This window comes from Gordonia malaquae NBRC 108250, from assembly GCF_000344135.1.
Classification (GTDB): domain Bacteria; phylum Actinomycetota; class Actinomycetes; order Mycobacteriales; family Mycobacteriaceae; genus Gordonia; species Gordonia malaquae.
Map to the genome: position 1 here is coordinate 1 of NZ_BAOP01000009.1, position 24,369 is coordinate 24,369.

Consider the following 24,369-nt stretch of genomic DNA (forward strand, 5'->3'; position numbering starts at 1 on the left):
GCGGCCTACGGTGCAGACGCTGAGGCCCTTTCCGCGGCTCGTGAGCGCGATACGCGCTCGCAGTCCCAGCGCAACCACGATGCACTCGAGGCAATGCTCGACCACCTGCTCGCCAACGGCGCCCTCGGCGACTCCGTGGCCCTCCCCGCCCACCTGGTCGTGACGGCCTCGCTCGAGGACCTCGAGAACCGGGCAGGTGTTGCGGTCACCGCCACCGGCACACGCCTCCCGGTCACCGACCTTGTCGACATCGCCGCCGACGCCACCCCGTGGCTCGAAGTGTTCGAAGGCCAGTCCTCACAGATCCTGCACCTGGGTCGCGGCAAGCGGTTGGCCTCGCTGGCCCAGAGGCTGGCGCTGTTCGGTCGGGACCGCGGCTGCACCGCACCCGGATGCACCACCCCGTGGTCACGGACCCAAGCGCACCACATGCCCGACTGGCAAGACGGCGGACCCACCGACATCGATCACCTGGGTGGGGCCTGCGGTCCCCACAACCGGAGTGTTGCGAAGACACCCGGCGGGTGGGAGACCACCATTCTCACCTCGGGCCCGTTCAAAGGCCGGGTCGGATGGCGACCCACCGGCTCGACCGAGCCGTGGAAAGTCAACCACTCGTTGCAGCCGGAGAAGCTGCTCCCGGCCATCCGTGCCACTCAGTCCGGGTCGGCGGTCGAGAAGTGGTTGTCGTGCCGGATCCCGGCACCACCGCCGGGACCGCCGGCCCCACCAGGGGGCGACGTGGTGCGGAACCCCGCCTGAGTTGCTCAGGCGGGGACACCGCCATGCCCCGGAACGAACACCCACGGCTCGCGCGGAAGACGGGCGGGATCGAAGCGGGACGCGAGGATGTCCAACGTGACCGACTCACCCTGGTCGGCCATGCCCAGCGAGGTCGCGATCATGGACAGGACTCCGGCCGCGTCGACGCCCTGCTCCGCGAGGTCGGCGAGGGTGACGGCACCGTCACGTTTGGCGAGACGCGCTCCATACCTGTTCAGAACCATCGGGACGTGCGCGTACTCGGGCGGCGTCGCGCCGAGCAGAGTCGCGAGATAGGCCTGCCGGGGCGCCGAGCTCAGCAGATCGTCACCCCTGACCACCTGGTCGACGCCGGTAGCGGTGTCGTCGACGACCACGGCCAGGTTGTACGCGGGCGTCCCGTCGTTGCGACGCAGGACGAAGTCGTCGACGTCGCCGGTGAACGGACCGTGCAGCGCATCGTGGACGGTGAACTCCGTGACGTCGGCACGCAACCGGATCGCCGCCGGGCGGGTGCGGCGCCGCTCATCACGCTCGGCATCGGTCAGGTCGCGGCAGGTGCCGGGGTAGGCGCCCAGCGGGGCGTGCGGCGCGGACGGTGCGTCGAGGATCTCCCGGCGCGTGCAGAAGCACTCGAAAGTGCGACCTTCCGCGGTCAATCCGTCGACCACCGCGGCGTACACATCGCGGCGCTCGGACTGACGGATCACCGGCTCGGCCCACCGGATGCCGAGCGCTGCGAGGTCGGCGAGCTGACGCTCCTCGGCGCCCTCGCGCACGCGGTCGAGGTCTTCCACACGCATGAGGAACCGTCGGCCCGACGTGCGGGCGAACAGATCGGCGAGGACCGCGGTCCGCAGATTTCCGATGTGCAGATCGCCGGACGGCGACGGAGCGAAGCGCCCGGCGGGCGTGACGTCGAGAACCACGGTCCCCACCGTATGCCACGGCCTGCTTACATGGTCGATGTGAACACCTGGGCATATGCCGGAGTCAGCGTCCTCATGGCGGTGGGGCTCGTCGGCATCGTCGTGCCACTGCTACCGGGAACAGTGCTGGTCGCGGCCGGAATCCTGATCTGGGCGATCCTCTCCGGCGGCACCGCGTGGTGGGTGTTCGCCGCGGCCGTGGCGTGTATGGCGGTCGCCTGGACCGTCAAGTATGTGATCGGCGGGCGATCGCTGGCGAAGTCGGATGTCGGGCGTTGGTCGCTCGTCGTCGGCGGACTGCTCGGCATCATCGGGTTCTTCGTGGTCCCCGTCATCGGACTTCCGCTCGGTTTCATCGTGGGCACTGTTGTAGCCGAAGCCGTCCGACTGAAAGACCTGAAGGCGGGCTGGACCGGCGGCATCACCGCCACCAAGACAGTCGGCCTGCTGATCGTGATTGAACTCGCCGGAGCGCTCGCCGCCGTCGCCGTCTGGCTCGGCTACACAGTCGCGACGTAGAGCTAGTCGCGGCGTAGCGGCGAGGTGCGCGTCCGACGGCCGTTCTCAAGACGGCCGGTGAAGTACTGCCGCCCGGAGGTGTCGGCGACGCTCACCTCGTACCAGCCGTTCCGGACCGCGGTGGCCGTCACGTCGCGCCCGTTCACCGTGATCCGTCCGGCGGCGTGGTTGAGCATCACACGGGCCGCCGAACCACCGGGACGGAAGTGCAGGTCACGTAGGAATCGGTCGGGTCCAGTCACGACGACGTGGTCGGTCCCCGACGGAAGAGTCACCCGTCGTCGATCGGTGACCGTGTGGTGCTCGGCCCTTCCGTTGTGGAAGACGCCGAACACTGCGGCCCGTGAACCTTCATTGGTCAGGGTCACGACACCGTCCACCACGTTCGCAGACAAGCGATACGGTGTCGGCAGTGCGACGGCGTCGCCCGACTCCTGGAAGGGGACGTCGCCGCCGGGCTCGGCGTTCCACCGTTCGACGAACGTCGGAACCTTCCCTGGCTTCGACGGTGCGCGATACCCGTCCGACCGGGTGAAATCGAATGTGGACACAAGATCGCCACACACCTTGCGTCGCCAGCGGGAGATGTTCGGGCACCGAACGCCCGTGACCCGCTCCATGAACCTCACGACCGACGTGTGATCGAAGACCTCCGAGGAGACTCGTCCGCCGACCGTCCACGGCGACACGATCGTCATCGGAACGCGGAAGCCCAGTCCCATCGGCTTGCCGGCCCACCACTCGTCGGGTTCGCCTTCCGGTGGCAACGGAGGCACCACGTGGTCGAAGTACCCGTCGAACTCGTCGAAGTTCAGGAGCACGGCGGTCTTGTTCCAGACTGCGGGGTTCGAGGCCAGCGCGTCGAGCAGTTGATATGTGATGGTCGACGACTGGATCGGCGACGACGATCCGGGATGCTCGGAATCGGCGGCCGATGTCACGATCCACGAGATCGTCGGAAGTGAGTTCTTCTCGACGTCCTCTCGGAAACGGCTCACGAGACTGCCGGGCTCGCCGCGGTACAGGGCTCGGTTGTAGAGGTCGGCGTACTTCCCGCCGAGACGGGCCGCCGAGTCGTGCACCGATTGAGCGGCACGACGCTGGGCGGCAGTCGTCCGGTAGACGCCGTCCGGTCCGGCCGACGACTTCTCGAGCAGATCCCCGTAGAACCCGGTGAGATCGTCGACGCCGAGGCCCGCGTTCGCGATCGCCGCCCGCCCGATGGTGCGCAGGCTCGCGAAGAAGTCGAGGTTGTTGTCGGTGAAGTTGTCCCACTCCTGGTACACCCGCCAGTCCACACCGGCGTCGTGCAGGCTCTCGGCGTACGACGTCCAGAAGTAGCCGGGATGTGCACTGTCGTAGGCGTCGTTCCCGACTGCCCGCGGACCGTACGGTTCGAATCCGGTGGTGCCGGAGAACAAGAAGTTCCGGTTGGGACTGGTCGACGTGGGGCACGACGCGAAGTACGCGTCGCACACGGTGAACGTCTCAGCGAGTGCGTAGTGGAAACCGATGTCTCTCCGGTCGTAGGCGGCCATCGCCGCCTTGCCTTTGGCTCCGACCCAACCGTCGCAGCGTCCTCCGTTGAGGGCCTGGTGTCCGTCGGGCCAACTGTGGGGGAGCGAGGCGAGGTACTCGACGGACAGATCGCCGCGGTTCGCCGCCGACCGCGCGAGGAACGGGTGGACGCCGTCTTGATCGAAGACGCCGGGCAGCGCCGAGTTGTCAGCGAAACCTCGAACTCCGCGCAGTGCGCCGAAGTAGTGATCGAAAGACCGGTTCTCCTGCATGAGGACCACTACGTGCTCCACATCGCGAAGGCCGCCGGCGGGACGCCCCTTGGCGACCGCGTCGACCAACGACTGCGGGAGGAGGGTCGCCGCGGCCGCCGCGCCGACGGCGCCTGCGGTCAGTCCGAGAAAGTGCCTGCGGGAGTGTTCGGAAACCGTTTCGGGGGATGTCGCCACGATCTCCAGACGCTAGGAGTGTGGGGTGTCGCGGCGGTGTCGGCGGGGTGGCGGGTGAGCGGCGCATCAGCGGCGCGCCGATGAGGAGAGAAATCAGTTGAGTACTTGTCAGACAAGTACTAGTGTTTGCCGAACAGTGGCGAAGGCGCCCTGGGCGAGAGGAGAGAGCGTGGTCACGAAGGCTGACAAGCAGACGGCGGAAGACTCCGGAGGGTCGACCCAGGCCCGATTGGGCGTCGGATTCACCGGTGGTGTGATCGGGGGACTGCTCGGTGGTGGAAGCGGAGTGTTCTATGTCCCGGCCCTCGAGAAGCTCACCTCGCTGCCCCGACCGTCTCTGCACGGGACCGCGGGTGCGGCGAATATCGCGGTTTGTGGTGTGGGCGCGGCGACCTTCGCAATGGTGGGAGGGTCGATCGACCTCAGGGCGGGCACCGGAATGCTTGTCGGCGCGACTGTGGGCGCAGTCTTCGGGGCGCGGCTGATCCTGCGGGTATCGCATCGACTGTTGCAGTGGCTGTTCATCGGTATCCTGCTGGTCACATGCGCAAAGCTGTTCCTGGACGCGGCCGGAGCTGATCCGCTCGAGGGGTCGGCCGTCGTCTCAGCGTCGTTGATTGAGAATGTGTGGTTCACCGTTCCGGTGTCGATTGCGCTCGGTGTGGTCATTGGGGCGTGGTCGGCGGGGATGGGTCTCGGCGGCGGACTGCTGGCCGTGCCCGCGCTGATGCTGGTCTTCGGCGCGGATCTGACGACGGCCGAGGGCACGTCGTTGCTCATGTTCTTGCCCAATGCGATCGTCGGAACCGTTGTGCATGCCAGACAGGGGACGACGGACCTGAGGCTCGCCACGCTTCTGAACATCGGAGCGGTACCCGGCGCACTCATCGGTGTGCTCGTCGCATTGGCGCTCGACCTCAAAGTCTTGGGACTCGTCTTCGCCGTTTTCGCGCTGGCTGTCGCAGTACGCGAGATCTACCGGATCGTCGCCGAACATCGCTCCACGCGCCCGGCTACCCGTGTCAGGAGTAGTCCGACAACCTGACGACTGAGGACGTGAATGGACGCGCTGACCCGAGCGCCGCTGTCGCAGCGAGCAGCTCAGTCCCTCTTCGACGAGATCGTCGGCGGGCGATGGGAGCGGGACCAACAACTCCCGTCTGAAACCGCGCTCGCGGCCGAGTTGGGTGTCGGACGATCGACCATCCGGGAAGCCATCCGGCTTCTCGCGGCACGCGGAATGCTAGTCACCAGGCAGGGTGTCGGCGTGTTCGTGAGGTCGACGACGCCGAACGACTCGTGGGACCGGCTTGCGGAGATCAGTGCGATCGCCGACGTCTTGCAGGTGCGAATCGCCATCGAATCGCGTGCTGCCGCTCTTGCCGCCGAGCGTAACGATGCGGGGGAGATCGCAGCCGTTCGCCGTGCACTCGACGAGCGGGATCGCATGCGGATCGCTGCACCGGAAGTTCTGGCGACGGCCGACGTCGACTTCCATCGGGAGATCGTCAAAGCGTCGGGCAATGCGCCCCTGCTAGCGCTTTTCGACAGTATTCGTCCCCGAATCGTCTCAGCCATGGCGGAGTTCTTGTCGCTGGTCGCAGTGTCCGCCGACGACGCCGTCGACCACGAGGGCATCGTCTCCGCGATCGCGGACGCAGACTCGGAGCGTGCGGAGAGGGTGACCCGCGAACACCTGTTGAGTCTTGTCGCGGCTGTGTCGGGAGGCGTCAGCGGCGCAACGGAGACGTAGTCGTCACCTGGCCGCTTTCGAGGCGGCCGGTGAAGTACTGCCGGCCGCGCGTGTGGGCGACGGTGACCTCGTACCAACTGCCCTGCGGCGTGACTGCGCGGCCGTCGACGCGGACAGTCCGTGCGTCGTGATCGAGTTCAACCCGCGCGCTCGACCCGCCCGGGGCGAAGTGCAGGTCGCGCAGGAATCGGTCGGGGCCGGTGATCACGACGTGGTCCGTGCTGCGGGGCAGTCGGATCCGCCGGGTGCCTCGCACCGTCGCGTGCGTGACGTCGCCGTCGTGGAACACGGCGAAGACTGCGGATCGGTCGCCGTCGTTGATCAGTTCTACAGTCCCGTTCACCACGTTCGCCGAGAGGCGGTACTGCGTGGGCAGCGCAGTGGTCACACCCGTCTCCTGCTCGGGGAAACCGCCGCCCGGCTTCGCCGTCCACCGTTTGTGGAACGTGGGCGGCGGACCGGGTGTCTCGGGAACCTGGAGACCGTCGGAGCGACCGAAGTCGAGAGTTGAGACCAGATCGCCGCTCACCTTCCGCCGCCATGCCGAGATGTTCGGGCATCGCACTCCGGTCACCCGCTCGAGGAAGCGGACGACCGACGTGTGGTCGAACACCTCGGACGAGACCCGGCCGCCCACCGTCCACGGCGAGACGATCGTCATCGGCACCCGGAACCCGAAGCCCATCGGATCGCCTTCCCACCACTCATCGGGTTCGCCGGCAGGGGGCAGCGGCGGCACCACGTGGTCGAAGTAGCCGTCGAACTCGTCGTAGTTCAGGATCACGGCCGTCTTGCGCCACACCTCTGGGCTGGACGCCAGGGCGTCGAGAAGGCGGTACACCACGTTGGCCGACTGGACAGGCGACGAACTCCGCGGGTGCTCGGAGTCCGCCTCCGGGGCCACGATCCAGGAGACCGTGGGCAGTCCGTCGCGCTCCACGTCCTTCCTGAAGCGTGAGATCAGGGTCCCGGGCTCGCTGCGGTACAGGGCGCGGTCGTACAGCTCGGCCTGACGCCGACCGAGGGCGCGTGCTGCACGATGAACTGCCGCGACACGCGCCCGCTGGTCTGCGGACGGCAGGACGTCGCCGTGCGGACTCTTCCGGCCGCTCTCGATCAGCAGCGAATAGAAGCCGGTGAGATCGATCCCGAGCTGGCCTGCACGTAGGAGCGCGTCGCGTCCGATCCCGCGGAAAGTGGAGAAGAAGTCGAGATTGTTGTCGGTGAAGTTGTCCCACTCCTGGTAGACGCGCCAGTCGACGCCCGCACGCTGCAGGCTCTCGGCGTACGTCTCCCAGGTGAGGCCGGGATGCACGGGGGCGTACATCTCGTTGCCGACCGAACGGGCACCCCACGGTTCGTATCCGGACTTCCCCGAGAAGAGGTAGTTGCGATTGGTGCCGGTTCCGGTCGGCGACGACGCGAAGTATCCGTCGCAGATCGTGAACGTCTCGGCGAGGGCGTGGTGAAACGGGATGTCCCGGCGGTTGTAACACGCCATGGTCGCGGCGCCCTTCGCCGCGATCCATCCGTCGCAGTGTCCGTGACGGAGTGCTCGTTGGCCGTCGGCCCACTCGTGTGGAAGCGACGCCAAGTACTCGACCGACAGCGATCCGCGGTTGGCGGCGTCGCGGGCCAAGAATGGATGGATTCCGTCCTGAATGAAGACGCCGGGCTTGGCCGAGTTGTCGGCGAAGCCTCGGACTCCCTTCATGGTGCCGAAATAGTGGTCGAACGACCGGTTCTCCTGCATCAGGACCACGACGTGCTCGACGTCGTCGATCGAGCCCGCCGGACGCGCCTGCGCGACCGCCGACAGCAGGGACGGCGGGAGCAGCGACGCCGCTCCCGCCATTCCGACCGCACCCGCTGTCAGCCCGAGGAAATGCCTGCGCGAATGCTCGGAGACGTTCTCCGGTGAGGTGGCCATACCCCGCGACTCTAGTGGATCGATTGATCCAGCAAGGGTGGTTGCGTCAGGCAGACGCCAATCGCTCTGCCACGATGAGGCGCGCGGCGTCTCCCGCGGTGATCCCCTTGGCTGCCGCGGTGCTGAGAACGTGGGCGGTGCGGCCGCGGAGTGCTTCGACCTTGTCGCGCATCTGCTGATGCGTCCAGTCGCGCTGCTCACTGAACGCCTGGATTACGCCGCCCGCGTTCGCGATGTAGTCCGGCGCCCATACGATGCCGCGGCCGCCGAGGATCTGCTCCACCTCGGGCGTCGACAGCTGGTTGTTCGCGGCGCCGCAGACGACCGCGGCCGACGTCTCCCGGGCCAGCTCGGCGGTGACGGTGCCGCCCATCGCGCAGGGCGCGTACACGTCGAGCGTCGCCGAGCGCACGTCGTCGACGATCCGCGCCTGCGGGAACCTCGCGCTGAACGCCTCGCGTGCCGCGGCGTTCCGCTCGGCGGCCAGCACGGTCGCGCCTGCGGCGATCAGCAGGTCGACGAGCTGGGTGCCGACCTTGCCGACGCCCTCGACGCCGACCACTCGGCCGGTCAGGTCGGAGCTGCCCCAGGCCTGCTCGGCTGCGGCCAGCAGTGCGCTGAACACGCCGAGCGCCGTCATCGGTGCGGTGTCGCCGGAGCCGCCGTTGGCCTGCGTCTTCGATGCGACGAAGCGGGTGCCCTCGCCGATCACGTCCATGTCGTCCGACGTGGTGCCCACGTCGCCCGCGGTGATGTACCGCCCGCCGAGCGTGTCGACGAAGCGGCCGTATGCGCGCAGCAGTTCGGGGGTCTTGTCCGCGGTCGGGTCGCCGATGATGACGGCCTTTCCGCCGCCGAGGTCGAGACCTGCCGCGGCGGACTTGAACGTCATACCGCGGGAGAGGCGCAGGACGTCGCCGAGGGCGTCGGCTTCGGAGGCGTACGGATAGAAGCGTGTTCCGCCGAGAGCCGGTCCGAGCGTGGTCGAGTGGATCGCGATGATCGCGCGCAGGCCGCTCGCCGCGTCCCGACAGAACACGATCTGCTCGTGCGGGGGATCGATCGTCATGTCGGGATGCGAGAACACGCTGAGGTCGGAGCGGTGATCGGCGAGGGTCATGGAGGTCCTTCCGGGGTGTGGCCGGGTGGTGCGGCGTGGTGGATGTGCCGGTGCCGCAGTGTGATGCAGGTCATTGTGGGTCTGCTCGACCATCGTCGGACGTACCCTGCGATCAGGTCTGCTGAATTCGTGATTACTGATCGGATTGATCAGTTGAGGCGCTGGACGGCGATAGTGAGGTGGCAGAAATGCTCAGCATCGATCAGCTCGACGTTGAACTGCTGAGGCTGTTGGAGAAGGACGCCCGCTCCGGCGTCGTCGAACTGGCGGCCAAGGCCGGCGTCTCCCGCAACACTGTGCAATCCCGGTTGCGGCGGATGGAGGACGGTGGCCTCATCACCGGCTACCGACCCGAGATCGACCTGACGAGAGCCGGACTCGTCGTCCACGCGTTCGTCGCACTGGAGACGCACCAGGGAAGTCTGTCCGCGATCGTCGACGAAGTCAGTCGGATTCCCCAGGTGATCGAAGTCCACACCGTCACCGGGCGGGAAGACCTCCTGGTCCGGGTCGCCTCCGCGACCCAGCCCGACCTGCTCGATCTCATCTCGACGATCGTCGCGTTTCCCGGCGTCGTCCACTCGAGCACCTGGCTCACGCTCACCACTCCGCTGCCGCACCGGTCTGTCCCGCCACTCGCCGAACTGGCGAAAGACTCCGGCTGGGGACGCTCCACCGCACCGCCGAATCGATCCTGACTGCCGAATCCGTTGCCGCTGTCGTAGGTGTCGTGGACGATGAACGGGTGGACCTTCCGATCAGCCCGCCCGTAGCGCCGATGCTCGCGAAAGCCGTTGCCGCTGTTCCCGATCAGCCTGCCGACGGCCCCGCGTGGTCGTACGAGCCGAAGTGGGACGGATTCCGGGCATTGGTGTTCCGCGACGGTGACGAGGTCGTGATGGCCTCCCGCGGTGGCAAAGACCTCGCACGCTACTTCCCCGAGCTGGTCGACGCTGCACGGGCGGAGCTTCCCGAACGCTGCGTGGTCGACGGCGAGGTCGGTGTGGTGAAGGAGATCAACGGTGTCCGACGCCTCGACTGGGACTCGCTGAGTCAGCGGATCCATCCGGCCGCTTCACGTGTGGCCAAGCTGTCGGAGGAGACACCTGCGGTCTTCATCGGCTTCGACGCGCTCGCACTCGGCGACACGGACCTGACCGGCGAGCCGTTCGACGTGCGCCGTGCGGCGCTGCTCGAAGCGATCAGCGGAGACGGTCGGATGCAGGTCAGTCGCGTGACGCAGGACGCCGACGTGGCACGAGACTGGTTCACCGCGTTCGAAGGCGCCGGACTCGACGGCGTGGTCGCCAAACCGCTGACAGGTTCGTACGTTCCGGGCAAGCGCGAGATGCTCAAGATCAAACACAAGCGGACCGCCGACTGCGTGGTCCTCGGCTACCGCGTGCACAAGAGCGGAACCGGCCTGGGCTCCATGCTGCTCGGCCTCTACGGCGACGACGGCGAGCTGCGCATGGTCGGCGGGTCGAGCGCCTTCTCCGACGTCAAACGCCAAGAGCTGCAGCAGATGTTCGAGCCCATGAGGGTCGACCCCGACAACGTCGCTCAAGGTGAACTGTCCCGCTGGCGGTCCGCGGGCAGTGGCGAGTGGATTCCGATCCGGCAGGAACTCGTCGTCGAAGTGGCGTACGACCAGATGGAGAACGGTCGCTTCCGCCACACGGTGAAGTTCTTGCGCTGGCGTCCCGACCGGGATCCGGAGAGCTGCGGATACGACCAGCTCGACGTTCCGCTGACCTACGACATCCACGACGTTCTGGAGGGTTCGAACGATGCCTAAGCCGAAACCTGTGATGCTCGACGTCGACGGTGTCGAGGTCAAGCGCAGCAACCCTGACAAGATCTACTTTCCTGAGCTCGGCGAGAACGGTGGCCGCAAAGGCGACCTGGTCGATTACTACCGGACGATGGCGACCACCGGTCCGCTGCTCGCTGCTCTGCAGGGTCGGCCGACGTTCCTGCAGCGTTTCCCCGACGGCGTCGAGGGCGACGAGATCTACCAGAAGCACCTCACGAAGTACCATCCCGATCACGTGGAGTCGACGCGGATCGTGTTCCCGTCCAAGCGGACCGGCCAGGCGTTCTGCCCGCGGATTCCCGCCGACGTCGTGTGGGCCGCGAATCTCGGGACGGTCACCTTCCACACATGGCCGACCGTCGACCCCGACAACGACCATCCCGATCAACTCCGCATCGACCTCGATCCGCCGTCCGGCCGCGACTTCGACGCGGTTCGCAGCGTGGCGCTCGATCTGCTGCGACCGCTCCTGGACGAACTGGGATTCACCGGCTTCGTCAAGACCTCGGGCAGCCGCGGGATACACGTGTTCGTGCCGATCCGCGCCGAGTGGGACTTCATCGCCACCCGCCGCGCCGTGATCGCTCTCGGACGTGAACTCGAACGACGTGCGCCCGACGCCGTCACCACTTCGTGGTGGAAGGAGGAGCGCGGCGATCGGATCTTCATCGACTACAACCAGAACGCCCGCGACCGGTCGATGGCCGCGCCGTACTCCGCCCGAAAGTCGGCGCGAGCTCGCGTCTCCACGCCGCTGACCTGGGACGAACTGGTCGACGTCGACCCTGACGATCTGACCATCGCTTCCGTGCCTGGCCTTGTCGCCGAGCGCGGTGATCCGTGGGCCGACATCGGTGATCACGCAGAGGGCCTCGAACCGCTCCTGGAGATGGTGCACCGAGACGATGCGGAGGGCCTCGGCGATCTGCCGTACCCGCCGTCGTACCCCAAGATGCCGGGCGAGCCGCCTCGCGTGCAGCCCAGCAAGAAGGTCGCCGAGAACTGGGACGCCGACGGCAACCGCGTCGAGAAATAGCGGCCCCGGGCTCAGTGACCGGCCGGCGCGACGAACTCGGCGCGCCTCTCGGCCAGGTACCTGCGCGGCGGATGTCCGGTGAACTCGGTGAAGTCACGGGACAGGTGCGATTGGTCGGTGTAGCCGAGATCTGCCGCCACCGATCCAGGTGTGACTCCCGATTCGAGGGCGCGGCGGGCGGCGTCGAACCGGACCAGTCGGGCGGCCTGCTTCGGTCCCAACCCGAACTCGGCCGTGAAGACCCCGGTGAGGCGACGCGCGGACCATCCGGACTCGGCGACGAGCTCACCGACGGTCACTCGGCCGGTGCTGTGCAGGATCCGTCTCCACGCGCGCACCGCATCCGGATCCGCGCCGGGCGGCGTCGGTCCCAACCGACTCCCGATGCCGGCGGCCAAAGTCTGCGCGGCCACCCGACCGCGGTCGGCGGAATCTGCCGACCCGACCGAGTCGTACAGGCGTACCGCCAATTGAGGGGCGAGGTCGGCCAGCTCGAACGACGATGAACCCAATGCCGAGGCGGGAACGCCGAACAGTCGTCGGACGGCGCCAGGGGACAGGCTCACCTGCACCCCGATCTGCGAACCGTCGTGATGAATCGTGAACGGCGTCGTGTGCAGTCCGCCGATGCAGCACCGGAACAGCGTGCGTCTGCTCAGACCCGGGCCGCTGAGGTCGAGTCCGTCCTGGAGATCGACGATCAACGTCACCGTCGGTGACGGCAGGCCCAGGTGAGTGCCGGGCTCGGCGCCCGAGATGGTGTACGGCGAGACGCCGACACCGAACCGCTCCAGTTCGGCGGTCAGCCCGCGTACGTCCCGAAACTCCACGTGTTGCCCTCCGGATCGGCGATGGAGAAGCCTCTTGACCCATAATCCTCTTCGGCCATGTCGCGCACCAGCCGTGCGCCGACCGCCTGTGCTTTGGCGTAGACGGCGTCCGGATCGGTCACGACGACATAGACGCTCGAGCTGCCCGCAGGCGTGGTGAAGGTGGCGTCGGTCTTGCAGGTCGAGTGGATCATCACCCGTCCGCCGTCGGGCCACAGCATCTCCGAGTGGATCACCTCGCCGTCACCGTCGCCCTCGACGAGGATGCCGGGGTGAAAACCGAGACTCTCGAGCCAGTCGCGTTCGGCGAGTGCGTCGTCGCAGGTAATGCCGGGCCAGATGTTGGTGTCTGTTCGTGTGTTCATAGTGACGATCCTGCCCCTGTGGTGCAGCGGATTCTTGTACGAATCGGCAGAACGACCGGGGACCTTCGGCCCAAGAGACGAACTTCCGACTAGGTTAGGCTCAACTCATGTCTCGATTGCGCAGTGTGCTGGTTCTGGTCGTCATCGCCGTGTGTTCGGTTGCAGGCGTCGGTGTCGGGAACGTGGCGGCAGCCCCCACAAGACCCGCGATCTCGGTGTTCCTCGCAGATGGAGTGACGCCGGTGGGCGACACCGAGTTGCACCCCGGAGACCAGGTGGTCGTCAAGGGTGTCGGATTCGATCCACGGGCCAACACGTCGGGTCTGCCCGTCCCTGTTCCGCCCGGCGTTCCGCACGGAACCTTCGTCACGTTCGGCGGATTCGCTCCCGTGTGGCAGCCGTCGAAGGGAGCGCCCGCGTCCTCGCGCGCGGAGGTTCGCTCCAAGACGAAGTGGGCGTTGTCGCGCAGCGCCCTCGCGAAGGTCCCGAACGTGCCGTTCGACCTGCGACGCACAGTCCGCCAACAGTGGGTGCCGCTCGACTCCGCAGGCCGTTTCACCGCTCGACTGACCCTCGCGACGCCGGAGAAGGTCCCGGCAGGCAAGCGGTGGGGCGTCTACACCTACGGTGCCGCCGACGCGGTGAACGCGTCTCAGGAGCGGTTCGTCCCGATCAACTATTCCACCGAGCCCGGTCCCAACACGCCCAAGGCGCCCGTGAAAGACCTGGTCTGGGGCTTCTCTCCCGCCTTCGCATCGTCGGTGAAGCGCAGTGGAGGTTCGCTGTCCGGCAGCGACGGCTCCAGTGTCGACGACGCGGGACACATGTCGTTCGAGCTCACGGACAACACGATCGCCAACGGCCGTGGTGAACTCCGCTACCGCGGCACGGTCGTCGCGTTCACAAAGTTCCACCTCCTCGAGATCGCCCTCGCCGATCCGATCATCCGGGTGAACGGCACCCGCGCAGTCCTGTCGATGCGCACGTCGAGCACCGATATGAACGGCACAGATGCGCTCCGTCGCATCGACGTCGCCGATCTGCGTCTCACTGCCGCGCAGGCGTCGCGGATCGCGCGTGGACTGTCCGTCTCGGGGGTTAGGACGACGTTCCGAGCCGGACTGACGCCGACATCTCTCGCCGCAGCCTCTCTCGCCGGGGCGTCGCCTGTCGCGCTGTTCTGATCAGAACAGCGTCGCGGGTCGGACGAGGTTCGCCAGGTCGACCAGCAGGAAGCGATGTGCCCGGTTGTCGCGCGTGGCGCGAGCGAGTTCGCGCAGTGACCGTTCAGTGCCCGCACGCAACCCCTGCTCGGTGAACGGGAATCCGAGGAACTCGCCGCACTGGCCGGGGTCGGGATTGGCGTCGATCCAACCGAGCGCGCTGCCGAGGATGATCAACTTCAGCCTGCGGCGCCGCGGATCGTCATAGCCGATCGAACTGAAACGGTTCGCCGCCTCGAACAGCTCCTCCTTGGTCAACTCCTCACCGGGTCGCCCGTGGACAAGCGCCAGAATCGCGCTGATCTGTGCCGTTCCGTAGTGGCGGCTCGTCATCGGCACCTCGTCGAGCGGTTCGATCGCCGGGCCGATCTCTCCTTCGGCCAACAACATTCGGGCGAACCCGAACGCCGCGGTGACGATGCCGTGGTCGGTGAGCCACAGATCGTGATACGCCTGCCGTGCGATGTCGTACCAGCGTTCCACCTGCGCGGCCTGCTCGTTGGTGATGAAGTCGTCCGCCGACAGCCAGTACCCGATCAGCTCGGCGGTGCCGGCCACGGCGAGCTTGGGCGCCACCTCGCCGGGCATCGCTTCGAGGACCTCGTGGAACCGGTCGTAGGCGAGTTCCGGCTCGGCGTTCAGCAGTGCACAGATGCCGAGGAACCAGTGCAGACGCCACGAGTCGCCGTGATGATCGGCGACGCCGCGCAGCAGTTCGAGGGCGGTGTCGAGGTTGCCGAGCTCCAAGTGGGCCCGCGCCTCGGCGAGGTCGATCTCCAACGACGGATGGTCCGGGTCGAGCGGGTTCTCGTCGTCCGACAGCCCGCGCATCAACGTTGCGAAACCGTCGGCGCGGGCGGCGTTGATCGTGTCCAACGTCTGCCGCGGATACGACAGCGCGGCCGAGGTGAGGACGTTGGCGGCCGGATCCGTCGGATCGACCAACGGAACCGGGAGAGCTCGCGCGATGTCGGCGGGATCGTGGATCGCGGCGTCCTTCGGATCGAAGAAGCCGTCGACCGGGGCCAACAGCAGTTCTGTCGCGAACGTCGACCGCTGTGGGGTGAACACGGTCGACATCGACGGCCGCGGAACGCCGGTGTGCAGCGCCACCGTTTCACGCAGCACGTTGAGAACCTGCGTCGTCATCTCTTCCGCGGACTCGAAACGTTCCGCCGGATCGGTCGACGTCGCCCGGTGCAGCAGAAAGTAGAACGACGGGTTCTGGACGAACACCGGTGTGGTCTCCGGGTCGGGAAGGCCGTCGAGGTACCGGCCGTCCTCCATCGGCATGTCGACGGTCAGCGCGGCGAGCGTCCTACCGATCGAGTAGATGTCGGTGACCACCTGTGGGCCGGTCTCGACGATCTCCGGCGCCTGGAATCCGGGCGTGCCGTAGAGGCGCCCGTAGCCGTTGATCGCCGACACCGCGCCGAGGTCGATGAGCTTCACCTCGTCGGAGGTGATCATGATGTTGTCGGGCTTCACATCGTTGTAGACCAGGCCGACCGAATGCAGGTAGCCGACGGCCGAGAGCACTTCGAGGATGTACGCCATGGCCTGCTCGACGGGCATCACTTTCGACTTGCCGGAATCCGACGTCGTCAGCTGCTTGAGCGTGTGACCGCCCACGTACTCCATGACGATGTAGCCGAACAATCGGCCGTCCTCATCAGCCCATTCGACGAAGTTGAAGATCTTCACGATGCCGGGATCGTTGACTGACGCGAGGAACTGACGTTCGGCGATCGCGACGGCCTGAGCCTGCGAGTCCGACGAGTTCAGGAGGCCTTTGAGGACGACTGGGCGATCGGACACGTTGTGGTCCACCGCGAGATAGATCCACCCCATGCCGCCGTGCGCGATGGCGCCCGCGATCTCGTACTGGTCGGCCACCATCGTCCCGCGCGAGAGTCCCGGAACGAACGAGTACCGCGATCCGCAGTTGGGACAGGTGCCCTGGATCGGCCCCTTGCCCTCGCCCGACGACCGGCCGACCTTGCGGCCGCACTGCCAACACGTGCGCTTCGACTCGACGATCTTCGGATCGGCGAGAACGGCGTCGGCGGGATCGATGTCGGTGACGTCGGGGAGTTGCACGAGCTCGCTGCCGAGGCGGCGATCGTGCACGTGTGGGCCCTTGCGGGTCTTGCGGCGCGAGGCCGTGATGTCGTCGAACAGCCGCCGGACCTGGGTCGCCTGGGTCCCCTGCGGCGCGGGCATCGTGCCGACCGTCGGCGGGCCGACGAGCGACGCCGCGGTCTCAGTGGCCTGCGTCGCCGGGCCCTCATCGGTGGCGGCAGTGCTCACCTCGACCGCCGACGCGCGCGGCGGAGTGTCCGTCGGCATCGTCTGCGCCGGTTCGGTCGAGGGTTCGTCGGTGTGGTCGGCCATGATCTCAATCGCGGTAGGAGTACGACGGCGGGCTGCCCGGTCCGAGGACCGACAGCCATTCGGAATAGGACCTCTGCCAGCTGCCGTCACCGCGGCGTGCGGCGAGCACCCCGTTGACGAACCGCACGAAGTCGGGATGGCCCTTCGCGATGCCGACTCCGTAGTCCTCGGTGCCGAGGCTGTCGCCGACCACCTGCACCCAGGGGTCCTGGGCGACGATGCCGGCGAGGATCGGAGTGTCGGACGTGATCGCGTCCACCTGGCCCTGCTGCATCATCACCAGGCAGTCGGCCCAGCTGACCGTCGACACGAAGCGGACGCTCGGTGTCATCTCCTTCACTCTGGTCGCTGACGTCGACGATCGGGTGGCGCACACCTTCTTGTTCTTCAGGTCGGCGACGGTCTCGATCCCGGAGTGCCGGTAGGCGAGGATGCGCTGCGCGGCATTGAAGTACGGCGACGAGAAGTCGATCGACTCCAGACGCTTGCACGTGATGCTCATCGATTTGATGACGACGTCGACCGCGCCGGAGGTGAGCGCGTCGATCCGATTGTCCGTCGAGACCATCCGGTAGTCGATGCGGTTGGGGTCGCCGAACAGGGCGGCGGCGATCCAGTGCGCGACGTCGACGTCGAAGCCCTTCACGTCGCCGGACAGCGGGTCGCGGAAACTCAGCGGATTGGATCCGAGGTCGGTGCCGACCACGAGGCGGCCCCGTTTGACGATGGCCGCCATCGTCGAGCCGGGCGGCATCTGGCCGGGTTCCGGTGTGCTGTCAGTGGGCCGGAGGCTCGACGTGTCGCACGTTGTGCTCTGGATCCGCGTGTCGACCGAGTCGTCGAACGTGACATCCGGAGGCAAGGGGATGAACGCCGTTGTCGTCGGCGGTGGGTTGCCTTCGTTGGTCGGCATCGCGCAGGCAGTGAGCGACGTCGCGACGACCACGGAGATGAGTGCAGCAACGAGGTGTCGCTTCATCGGTACTCCCGGATCCGCGGGAACAGTCCGCCGAACACGGCGAGCGCGGCGACGACACAGAGTACGGCGATGCCGCCTCCGGTGAATCCGAGCACTCGTTGGGCGGTGTTGATGTTGGTCCGGAACGTCGACCTGGCGTCGTTGATGGCGGCGACCAGCGCGGTGTTCGCCTCGGAGTACGCCGTCGCGGTGCTGATCGTGCCCTCGCCGACGGTGAGTGCGCGGGCACCGGTGAAGTCGCCGTTGGTCAGGAGACGCGCCACTTCGATGTGCGCGGACCGCCACCGGACCACAGCCGACTTCACGTCCTCGAGACGGTCGGTCACCCCGGGGTCGTCGGCGAGATCGGGGTCGGCGCGCAGAGCGTCCGCCTCGGTGCGGATCTTGTCCATGGCGTCCATGAACGTGCGGTCGAGCTCGCCCGGATCCGACCGACGCACCAGCGACAGCGTCTCCGCCGACCGTGCTTGCTGGGTCAGGATCCGCATGCTCGTGAGGGTGTGCAGCGGGTCGGCGCCCGACACCTTGGCGGTGTTGGCCGCGGCGACCGACATCAGACCGGATGCGAGCAGCCACACCGTGCCCAGGACCATCGCCGTGAGCGCGGCGATCAGTCCGATGTTGAAGTGGCGTCGCGTCCGTCTCGCGAGGTAGCGGCCGGTGGCGATCAGCATGCCGATGATCAGGAACAGCGCGACGTACACACCCCACGGCGGAACCGTCAGTGTCCGTTGCGGCTCGGAGATGGCGGCCGAACGTTGCTCGTATAGCCGCTGCGCCGCGGGCAGGATCGTGTTCTGCATCAACGACGACGCGACCGTCAGATACGCCGAGCCGACAGGGTAGCCCAGCCGGTTGTTGGTGCGCGCGGTCTCGACCAGTCCCGTGTAGGCAGGGATCTTCACCGCCAAGGTGTTCAGGTCGGCGCGGGCCGACTCCTCGTCCTCGGAGTGCGGGGCGGCGCCTTCGCGGTAGCCGTCGGTGGCAGCGATCAGTGCCGTGGACGCGGTGGCGATCGAGTTCATGAAGTTCGCCCGCAGTTCGGGCGTTTCGCGGCCGCCGGAGATGAACGCCGAATTGGCGGACGCGTCGGCCACCGACAGGGAGCTGTAGAGGACTTCGGCGGCCTCGGCCTGCGGTTCACTCCGGTCGATCAACGACGACAGGGTGGAACTGCGCGAGGTCAACGCGGCCGACGAATACCATCCGGTGAGGCCACAGGCGACGATCATCGCGAGCAGGATGATGACCAGTTTCCCTGGAGTCGTCGTCGCGTAGAAACGCAGTGTCACCAGGGGCGACGCCACTCGTTCCCGAGTCATCGCGGCGATCTCCCTGCGGTCTGCGATCACCTGCCGCAGGGTGGGACCCGGAGCCACCCGGTCGGGGATCACGGTCCGACCGGCATGCGAGAGCGCTGAGCGCACACCCGAAACCTGGCCGGTCACTTGCGTCCCTTTCCCTCGGTTCAACCCAGCCTAGTCCGCGTGCCTTCGTACGGATGGGAGGACCCGGTAGCGTGATGGGCGAGTCGGGCGATCACCCGCAGACGGCGAAGGAGACATCGTGCAGGGAGACGGCGACGGCTGGGTCTTCGACGCTGACGGACAGCGCTACTGGGGACGTCACGGGGCTGCGGGACTGCTGCTCACCGCACCACTCGGCGACGACGTCGACGGGATCGCAGTGCTGTTGCAACACCGTGCGGTCTGGTCGCACCAAGGCGGCACCTGGGGGCTGCCCGGCGGCGCCCGCGACTCCCACGAGACCGTCGAACAGGCCGCCGTTCGCGAAGCCCACGAGGAGGCCGGCATCGCTGCGTCCGATCTCGAGGTGACCGACTCGGTCGTCACCCACCGCGCGTCGAGCGGATGGACGTACACGACGGTCATCGCTCGGACCGCACATCAGATCACGACTGTCGCCAACGGCGAGTCGGCGGAACTGCGCTGGGTGCCCTCCACGTCGGTCGCCGACCTTCCGTTGCATCCCGGTTTGGCTCTGGCGTGGCCGGCGCTCGTGGACCGTCTGCAGTTCTGACCCGGGTCAGTTCTTGGCGAGTTGGTTGGCGCCGGAGATGAGCGCGTTGACGGCTGACTCGTCGCCGGTGCGTCCACGTCCGTAACTCCAGCAACGGTCGCCGTCGCGGTCGCAGAGGAGATACGTGATGATCTCAGCGCCTTCGGTCTGCTGATAGAACGACATGATCTCGACGCCTGCGCCGATGTCGTAGAGCATCGACGTCATCGCGCCGATCGTGCCCGCCGCAGTCGCCTCGAGGCTGACTGTGCGTGCGGCGACTGTCACGTTCGCGGTGCAGCGGACCATGTCGGCGGCGCTGGGCTCGATCCGCAGGTCGTCGAGGGAGATCGCGCCGGTCGGGGCGTAGGTGTTGTTGAAGCTGGCAGTGGTCATCGTGGCCGCCTCCGGTGGAAACCAGGTGGGCAGTCGGCGGACGCCGTGCCCGTACGGGGTCAACGATGTCGGGTGGATCTGAATGGAACGCATCTCGTCGGTTCATTTCGGTCGAAGATTTCGTGACCGACGAAAGTGGTGGAAGACGACGAACCCGCAGCGGGGGGTCGGTCGAATCAGACCCCGCTGCGGCGGGTTACCAGGAGCTTCCACGTCATAGTGTCGACGAGCCTAGCACCGCACCGCGGAGAGCGGTAGCGGCCGTGCGTGGATCCGCTTCGCCGGTGATCGCACGCACCACGACGATGCGTGACGCTCCGGCGGCCGTCACCTCGTGGACGCGGCCCAGGTCGATGCCGCCGATGGCGAACCACGGCTTTCGGCTGGACTCCGAGTGGGCGGCCCGGACGAGACCGAGGCCGGTGGCGGCGCGGCCGGGTTTGGTGGGCGTCGTCCAGCACGGGCCGGTGCAGAAGTAGTCGACATCCGGGTCGGCGACTGCAGCGCGCATCTGGTCCTCGTCGTGGGTGGAGCGGCCGATGACGACATCCGGTCCGACGACGGCGCGCGCCGCGGCGGGCGGCAGGTCGTCCTGCCCGATGTGGAGCACGTCGGCGCGCGCGGCGTGCGCGATGTCGGCGCGGTCGTTGACTGCGAGCAGAGCACCGCCCGCATGCACCACATCCCGCATCGCGGCGAGGATCTCGAGTTCCTCCTTCGCGTCGAGTTCCTTGTCGCGGAGTTGCACGATGTCGACCCCTCCGGCGATTGCTTCGGCGATGAACTCGAGGAGGTCGCCGCGCTCGCGGCGGGCATCGGTGCACAGGTAGAGGCGGGCGTCGGCGAGAGCGGTGCGCGGGTCGGCGGGCATGGTGTCAACGGTAGGCTGGGCGGCGGAAGTGTGAAGACACGGGAGTCCGGGGCGCCGGGCTGAGAGTGCGACGCGGACCGTCGCTGACCGTCTGACCTGATCCGGGTAATGCCGGCGAAGGGATGCATCGTGAGACGTGACCTCTCAGTTGTCGGCGGCGGAGTGATCGGGCTGTCGTGCGCGTTGGCGGCGGCAGATCGCGGCTGGTCGGTGACGGTGTTCGACGCCGGGGCGCAGCGTCGTGCCGCTCACGTCGCGGGCGGAATGCTCGGCTGTTTCGGCGAGGGCAGACCCGGCGAGGACGCTCTGCTCGCTGTCGCCGCGGAGTCGGCGTCTGCATGGCCGGATTTCCTCGCGCGTCTCGGTGACCCCGCCGTTCGGGTCGCTGACGACAGTCTGCTGGTCGCCGCGTCGAGCGCGGACCTCGCCGAACTCGACGACCAGGTCTCGTTCGTCCGTGCCCAGCTGCCGGATGCGACGATCACCGCCGAGTCGGCTGCGGAGATGCGACGTGCGGAGGTCACGCTCACCCGGAACATCGCGGGCGGATACCTCGCGTCGGGGGAGGGTGCAGTCGACAACCGGCGTCTGCTGGACGCGCTCCGGTCCGCTGCGGAGGAGGCGGGAGTCCGGTTCGTGACTGCCGAGATCACCGATGCCGCCGAGGTTCCAGGCGATCAGGTGCTTGTTGCCGCCGGGTTGGGAACCCCGCAGGTCACGTCCGTGGGGGAGCTTCCGATGCGTGGCGAGAAGGGCGAGATCCTTCGCCTGCGCCGCACCCGGTGGGCGGTGCCGCCGCCCGCTCGGGTGATCCGAGCCCGCTGGCACGGCAGACCGCTGTACGTCGTCCCGCGTGCGGATGGGGTGGTCGTCGGCGCCACCCAATACGAGGCCGTCGGGCCGGACGACCGCGCGCCGCAGGCAGGTGGAGTCGCCGACCTGCTCGCCGACGCGGGAGAACTGATGCCGGGACTGCGGACGTACGAGCTGGTGGAGGTCGCGGCCGGCATCAGACCGTCGTCTGCCGACGGGCTGCCCGTGGTCCGTCGGATCGACGACCGCGTGATCGTGGCGACCGGCCACGGTCGGAACGGAATCGCCCTCGCGCCGTGGACGGCGAACCGCGTCGCAGGTCTGCTCACTTGAGAACCCCAACGAAGGAGAACCCCGTGGAACTCACAGTCAACGGCGACACCGTCGTCCTCGACGGACCCGTCGACGTCCCTGCACTGCTCGCGCACCTCGATCTGCCCGATACCGGCGTCGCTGTCGCCGTCAACGGCGTGGTGCGGCCGAAGACGCGCTGGGACGAAGAGATCAGCGCCTACGCCGAGGTCGACGTTCTGACGGCGGTGCAAGGTGGCTGACGGATTCGTCGTCGCAGGCCGTGAGTTCTCGTCACGGCTGATCATGGGGACCGGCGGCGCGTCGAACCTCGCCGTCCTCGAACGCGCACTCGTCGCCTCCGGCACAGAACTCACGACCGTCGCGATGCGTCGGGTGGATCCGACAGCCGGGACCGGTGTCCTCGACCTGCTGCGCAGGCTCGACATCGCAGTGCTTCCGAACACCGCCGGATGTCATACGACAGCCGAAGCCGTGCTGACCGCGCAGTTGGGCCGCGAGGCGGTCGAGACCGATCTGGTGAAACTGGAAGTGGTCGCCGACGACCGGACTCTGCTGCCCGACTCGCTTGAACTCGTCGATGCTGCGGCCGCGCTTGTCGCCGACGGCTTCGCGGTGATGGCGTACACAAACGACGACCCGGTGCTGGCGCTTCGTCTCGAAGACGTTGGTGTCGCTGCCGTGATGCCGCTCGGTGCACCGATCGGGACCGGTCTCGGGATCGCGAACCCGCACAACATCGAGATGATCGTGTCTCGCGCGAGTGTGCCGATTGTCCTGGACGCGGGCATCGGGACGGCGTCCGACGCCGCACTCGCGATGGAACTCGGTTGCGACGCCGTGCTTCTCGCGAGTGCCGTCACGCGGGCGGACAGTCCGGAAGTGATGGCGGAGGCGATGGCGCACGCGGTGAAGGCCGGGCGACTCGCATCGCAAGCCGGGCGCATCCCGAAGCGCTTCTGGGCGCAGGCGTCGAGTCCCGATCGCGACTGAGTCAGGCTTCTGACTGCTGGCGGCCGCGGCGCCAGCCGCCCTTCTCTGGTGGAGCCTCACCGAAGTGGTCGGGGTCGCCGGTGCCGTACCAGGCGACGAGAACAGCTCCCACCACTGCGCCGACGAAGCCGACCACCGCCAGCCATCCGAGACCTTCGCGTGCGGCGTCTCCGAGAAATGCGACGCCGATGAGGCTCGGGCCCGCCGTTTCGCCGACCACCAGGAGCGCGGTGACGCCGTTGACGGCACCGACCTGCAGCGCGACGGTCTGCACGAAGAAGCCGACGGCACCCGCGACAGCGATCGACCATGCGGCCGGGTCTGTCAGAATCGTGACCAGGTCGAACGGCTCGAGGCCATCGAGGACGCGCACTGCGATCGCGATGATGCCGAACAGGAGACCCGACGCGGCGCCGCCGACGATGGCCGCGTACTTGCCGAGCTTGTACACACCGATCAGGGCGATCGCCGCGACGATGAAGGTCGCGATCAGCAGGCCCCAGTGGAAGTCGCGGGACGCTTCGTCGTGCGCGTGCGGTGATGACGAGACGCCGAGCATGAACAGCGACAGGACCACAAGCCAGATCGCGACCCAGTCGCGGGTGTGCAGGGTGATGTTCAGGAGCAGGGTGCCGAGGAGTGCGGTGACGACGAGGTTGGCCGCGACGATCGACTGCGCCAGGAACAGCGGCAGGAAACGTGCCGCGAGGGCGCCGCCGCCGAAGCCGACGATCACCATCAGGGTGCCGAGGATGAATGCCGGGTCGGCGATGGTCGACATGGTCGACGAGACCGACGGCGCTGCGCCGCCCTCTTCGAGCGGATGGACGTCGTTCTTGCCGTCTTCGCGCATTTCGAGCGCGACGCGACGTGCACCCAGTGCGCGCAGCACGGTCGACACGCCGTACGCGACTGCCGCCATGGCTGCCGCGATGACCCCGATTGCGAACAACGAAGAATTCCCCAATCCCACCGTGCGAGTGACGATCCCGCTGTTGATCGATTGCCCACATTACCCGGCCGTAGGTGAGGAGTGTCTAGTGTGTATCTGTGGCCTCTGGTACGAGCAGACATGTCCTGATCACTTTCGCGCGGTCGTTTTTGACGCTCAACCTGGCGCGACTGATGGCGGCTGCGGGTCACCGGGTGACCGTCGTCGACAGTCTCGCGGTGGGTGTGAGCAGGTATTCGAACGCGGTGAGCGGCTTCCACAAGGTGCCGCCGCCCAAGTTCGCTCCGCAGGAATACTGCCGGGAACTCGCAGCGATCGTCGAACGGGAGAAGGTCGACATCGTCATCCCGATTCACGAGGAGACGGACATCCTCGCGATGATGGCCGGGG

Annotated in this window: 24 protein-coding genes, 1 pseudogene and 1 riboswitch; of the genes and pseudogenes, 13 read left to right on the forward strand and 12 right to left on the reverse strand. The window is 67.4% G+C overall.

Annotated features, from left to right (window positions below):
- Nucleotides 1–762 (forward strand): HNH endonuclease signature motif containing protein (locus tag GM1_RS07595; RefSeq protein WP_008377783.1); only part of this gene is annotated, 762 nt, incomplete at its 5' end.
- A gap of 5 nt (nt 763–767) precedes the next feature.
- Here the strand turns inward: GM1_RS07595 and gluQRS are convergent.
- Nucleotides 768–1,700 (reverse strand): tRNA glutamyl-Q(34) synthetase GluQRS, encoded by a 933-nt coding sequence (gene gluQRS, locus GM1_RS07600; protein ID WP_008377785.1) that lies wholly within the window; start codon nt 1,698–1,700, stop codon nt 768–770.
- A 21-nt stretch (nt 1,701–1,721) separates the two neighbouring features.
- Here gluQRS and GM1_RS07605 point away from each other — a divergent pair, with 21 nt between their 5' ends.
- Entirely contained in the window at nt 1,722–2,210 is a 489-nt protein-coding gene (locus GM1_RS07605; protein WP_040519702.1) for a DUF456 domain-containing protein, read from the forward strand.
- A gap of 2 nt (nt 2,211–2,212) precedes the next feature.
- On the opposite strand, the gene GM1_RS07610 is transcribed toward GM1_RS07605, so the two are convergent.
- Nucleotides 2,213–4,177, reverse strand: coding sequence for an alkaline phosphatase family protein (locus GM1_RS07610; protein ID WP_008377787.1), 1,965 nt, complete (start codon nt 4,175–4,177; stop codon nt 2,213–2,215).
- Nucleotides 4,178–4,346: 169 nt separating this feature from the next.
- Between GM1_RS07610 and GM1_RS07615 the strand changes: the two genes are divergently transcribed.
- The gene (locus tag GM1_RS07615; RefSeq protein WP_008377788.1) at nt 4,347–5,222 is read left to right on the forward strand and encodes a sulfite exporter TauE/SafE family protein; all 876 of its coding nucleotides are present in this window, start codon (nt 4,347–4,349) and stop codon (nt 5,220–5,222) included.
- Nucleotides 5,223–5,237: 15 nt separating this feature from the next.
- The gene (locus GM1_RS07620) at nt 5,238–5,930 is read left to right on the forward strand and encodes a FadR/GntR family transcriptional regulator (RefSeq protein WP_008377789.1); all 693 of its coding nucleotides are present in this window, start codon (nt 5,238–5,240) and stop codon (nt 5,928–5,930) included.
- Here GM1_RS07620 and GM1_RS07625 read toward each other — a convergent pair.
- Together GM1_RS07625 and GM1_RS07630 are read right to left on the reverse strand one after the other, a co-directional pair.
- The gene (locus tag GM1_RS07625; protein ID WP_008377790.1) at nt 5,908–7,860 is read right to left on the reverse strand and encodes an alkaline phosphatase family protein; all 1,953 of its coding nucleotides are present in this window, start codon (nt 7,858–7,860) and stop codon (nt 5,908–5,910) included. The two genes, GM1_RS07620 and GM1_RS07625, sit on opposite strands and share 23 nt — an antisense overlap.
- A 46-nt stretch (nt 7,861–7,906) precedes the next feature.
- The gene (locus GM1_RS07630; RefSeq protein WP_008377791.1) at nt 7,907–8,980 is read right to left on the reverse strand and encodes a Glu/Leu/Phe/Val family dehydrogenase; all 1,074 of its coding nucleotides are present in this window, start codon (nt 8,978–8,980) and stop codon (nt 7,907–7,909) included.
- Nucleotides 8,981–9,168: 188 nt separating this feature from the next.
- Here GM1_RS07630 and GM1_RS07635 point away from each other — a divergent pair, with 188 nt between their 5' ends.
- Genes GM1_RS07635 through GM1_RS07645 form a run of 3 tightly spaced genes read left to right on the forward strand, consistent with a single transcriptional unit; the run spans nt 9,169 to nt 11,832 of the window.
- Complete coding sequence (locus tag GM1_RS07635) at nt 9,169–9,678, forward strand: Lrp/AsnC family transcriptional regulator (RefSeq protein WP_008377792.1); 510 nt, start codon at nt 9,169–9,171, stop codon at nt 9,676–9,678.
- 47 nt (nt 9,679–9,725) lie between these two features.
- Nucleotides 9,726–10,778: an ATP-dependent DNA ligase gene (locus GM1_RS07640; protein WP_040519705.1), complete on the forward strand. Its 1,053-nt coding sequence runs from the start codon at nt 9,726–9,728 to the stop codon at nt 10,776–10,778.
- A complete protein-coding gene (locus GM1_RS07645) occupies nt 10,771–11,832 on the forward strand; it encodes a DNA polymerase domain-containing protein (protein ID WP_008377794.1) in 1,062 nt (353 codons plus the stop codon). Before GM1_RS07640 ends, GM1_RS07645 begins: the two co-directional genes overlap by 8 nt.
- An 11-nt stretch (nt 11,833–11,843) precedes the next feature.
- Here the strand turns inward: GM1_RS07645 and GM1_RS07650 are convergent, their stop codons facing one another.
- Entirely contained in the window at nt 11,844–12,662 is an 819-nt protein-coding gene (locus GM1_RS07650; protein WP_008377795.1) for a helix-turn-helix domain-containing protein, read from the reverse strand.
- Nucleotides 12,635–13,027 carry a VOC family protein gene (locus tag GM1_RS07655; protein WP_008377796.1) on the reverse strand — a complete coding sequence of 131 codons (393 nt, stop codon included), beginning with the start codon at nt 13,025–13,027 and terminating at the stop codon, nt 12,635–12,637. Before GM1_RS07655 ends, GM1_RS07650 begins: the two co-directional genes overlap by 28 nt.
- Before the next feature lie 107 nt (nt 13,028–13,134).
- Between GM1_RS07655 and GM1_RS07660 the strand changes: the two genes are divergently transcribed.
- Nucleotides 13,135–14,211 (forward strand): HtaA domain-containing protein, encoded by a 1,077-nt coding sequence (locus tag GM1_RS07660; RefSeq protein WP_008377798.1) that lies wholly within the window; start codon nt 13,135–13,137, stop codon nt 14,209–14,211.
- On the opposite strand, the gene GM1_RS07665 is transcribed toward GM1_RS07660, so the two are convergent.
- Genes GM1_RS07665 through GM1_RS07675 form a run of 3 tightly spaced genes read right to left on the reverse strand, consistent with a single transcriptional unit; the run spans nt 14,212 to nt 19,071 of the window.
- The gene (locus tag GM1_RS07665; RefSeq protein WP_008377800.1) at nt 14,212–16,644 is read right to left on the reverse strand and encodes a serine/threonine-protein kinase; all 2,433 of its coding nucleotides are present in this window, start codon (nt 16,642–16,644) and stop codon (nt 14,212–14,214) included.
- Nucleotides 16,645–16,648: 4 nt separating this feature from the next.
- The gene (locus GM1_RS07670; RefSeq protein WP_008377801.1) at nt 16,649–17,623 is read right to left on the reverse strand and encodes a glutamate ABC transporter substrate-binding protein; all 975 of its coding nucleotides are present in this window, start codon (nt 17,621–17,623) and stop codon (nt 16,649–16,651) included.
- Nucleotides 17,620–19,071: a GlnX family signal transduction membrane protein gene (locus GM1_RS07675; protein WP_008377803.1), complete on the reverse strand. Its 1,452-nt coding sequence runs from the start codon at nt 19,069–19,071 to the stop codon at nt 17,620–17,622. Before GM1_RS07675 ends, GM1_RS07670 begins: the two co-directional genes overlap by 4 nt.
- Before the next feature lie 118 nt (nt 19,072–19,189).
- Here GM1_RS07675 and GM1_RS07680 point away from each other — a divergent pair, with 118 nt between their 5' ends.
- A complete protein-coding gene (locus GM1_RS07680; RefSeq protein WP_008377805.1) occupies nt 19,190–19,663 on the forward strand; it encodes an NUDIX hydrolase in 474 nt (157 codons plus the stop codon).
- 6 nt (nt 19,664–19,669) lie between these two features.
- On the opposite strand, the gene GM1_RS07685 is transcribed toward GM1_RS07680, so the two are convergent.
- Both GM1_RS07685 and thiE read right to left on the reverse strand, forming a co-directional pair.
- The gene (locus GM1_RS07685; RefSeq protein ID WP_008377806.1) at nt 19,670–20,131 is read right to left on the reverse strand and encodes a hypothetical protein; all 462 of its coding nucleotides are present in this window, start codon (nt 20,129–20,131) and stop codon (nt 19,670–19,672) included.
- Between the two features lie 121 nt (nt 20,132–20,252).
- Complete coding sequence (thiE, locus tag GM1_RS07690) at nt 20,253–20,909, reverse strand: thiamine phosphate synthase (RefSeq protein ID WP_008377807.1); 657 nt, start codon at nt 20,907–20,909, stop codon at nt 20,253–20,255.
- Nucleotides 20,910–20,937: 28 nt separating this feature from the next.
- Nucleotides 20,938–21,049, forward strand: a riboswitch (TPP riboswitch).
- On the opposite strand from thiE, the gene GM1_RS07695 reads away from it, so the two are divergent.
- The 3 genes from GM1_RS07695 (at nt 21,018) to GM1_RS07705 (ending at nt 23,027) form a co-directional block, all read left to right on the forward strand.
- Complete coding sequence (locus GM1_RS07695; RefSeq protein WP_008377809.1) at nt 21,018–22,055, forward strand: FAD-dependent oxidoreductase; 1,038 nt, start codon at nt 21,018–21,020, stop codon at nt 22,053–22,055. Its footprint overlaps the riboswitch before it by 32 nt.
- Nucleotides 22,056–22,078: 23 nt before the next feature.
- A complete protein-coding gene (gene thiS / locus GM1_RS07700; protein ID WP_008377810.1) occupies nt 22,079–22,276 on the forward strand; it encodes a sulfur carrier protein ThiS in 198 nt (65 codons plus the stop codon).
- The gene (locus GM1_RS07705) at nt 22,269–23,027 is read left to right on the forward strand and encodes a thiazole synthase (RefSeq protein WP_008377811.1); all 759 of its coding nucleotides are present in this window, start codon (nt 22,269–22,271) and stop codon (nt 23,025–23,027) included. Before thiS ends, GM1_RS07705 begins: the two co-directional genes overlap by 8 nt.
- Before the next feature lies 1 nt (nt 23,028).
- Here GM1_RS07705 and GM1_RS07710 read toward each other — a convergent pair whose 3' ends face one another.
- Entirely contained in the window at nt 23,029–23,979 is a 951-nt protein-coding gene (locus tag GM1_RS07710; RefSeq protein WP_008377812.1) for a DMT family transporter, read from the reverse strand.
- A gap of 98 nt (nt 23,980–24,077) precedes the next feature.
- Here GM1_RS07710 and GM1_RS07715 point away from each other — a divergent pair.
- Nucleotides 24,078–24,369 (forward strand): annotated as a pseudogene (locus tag GM1_RS07715) (ATP-grasp domain-containing protein); the annotation flags it as partial.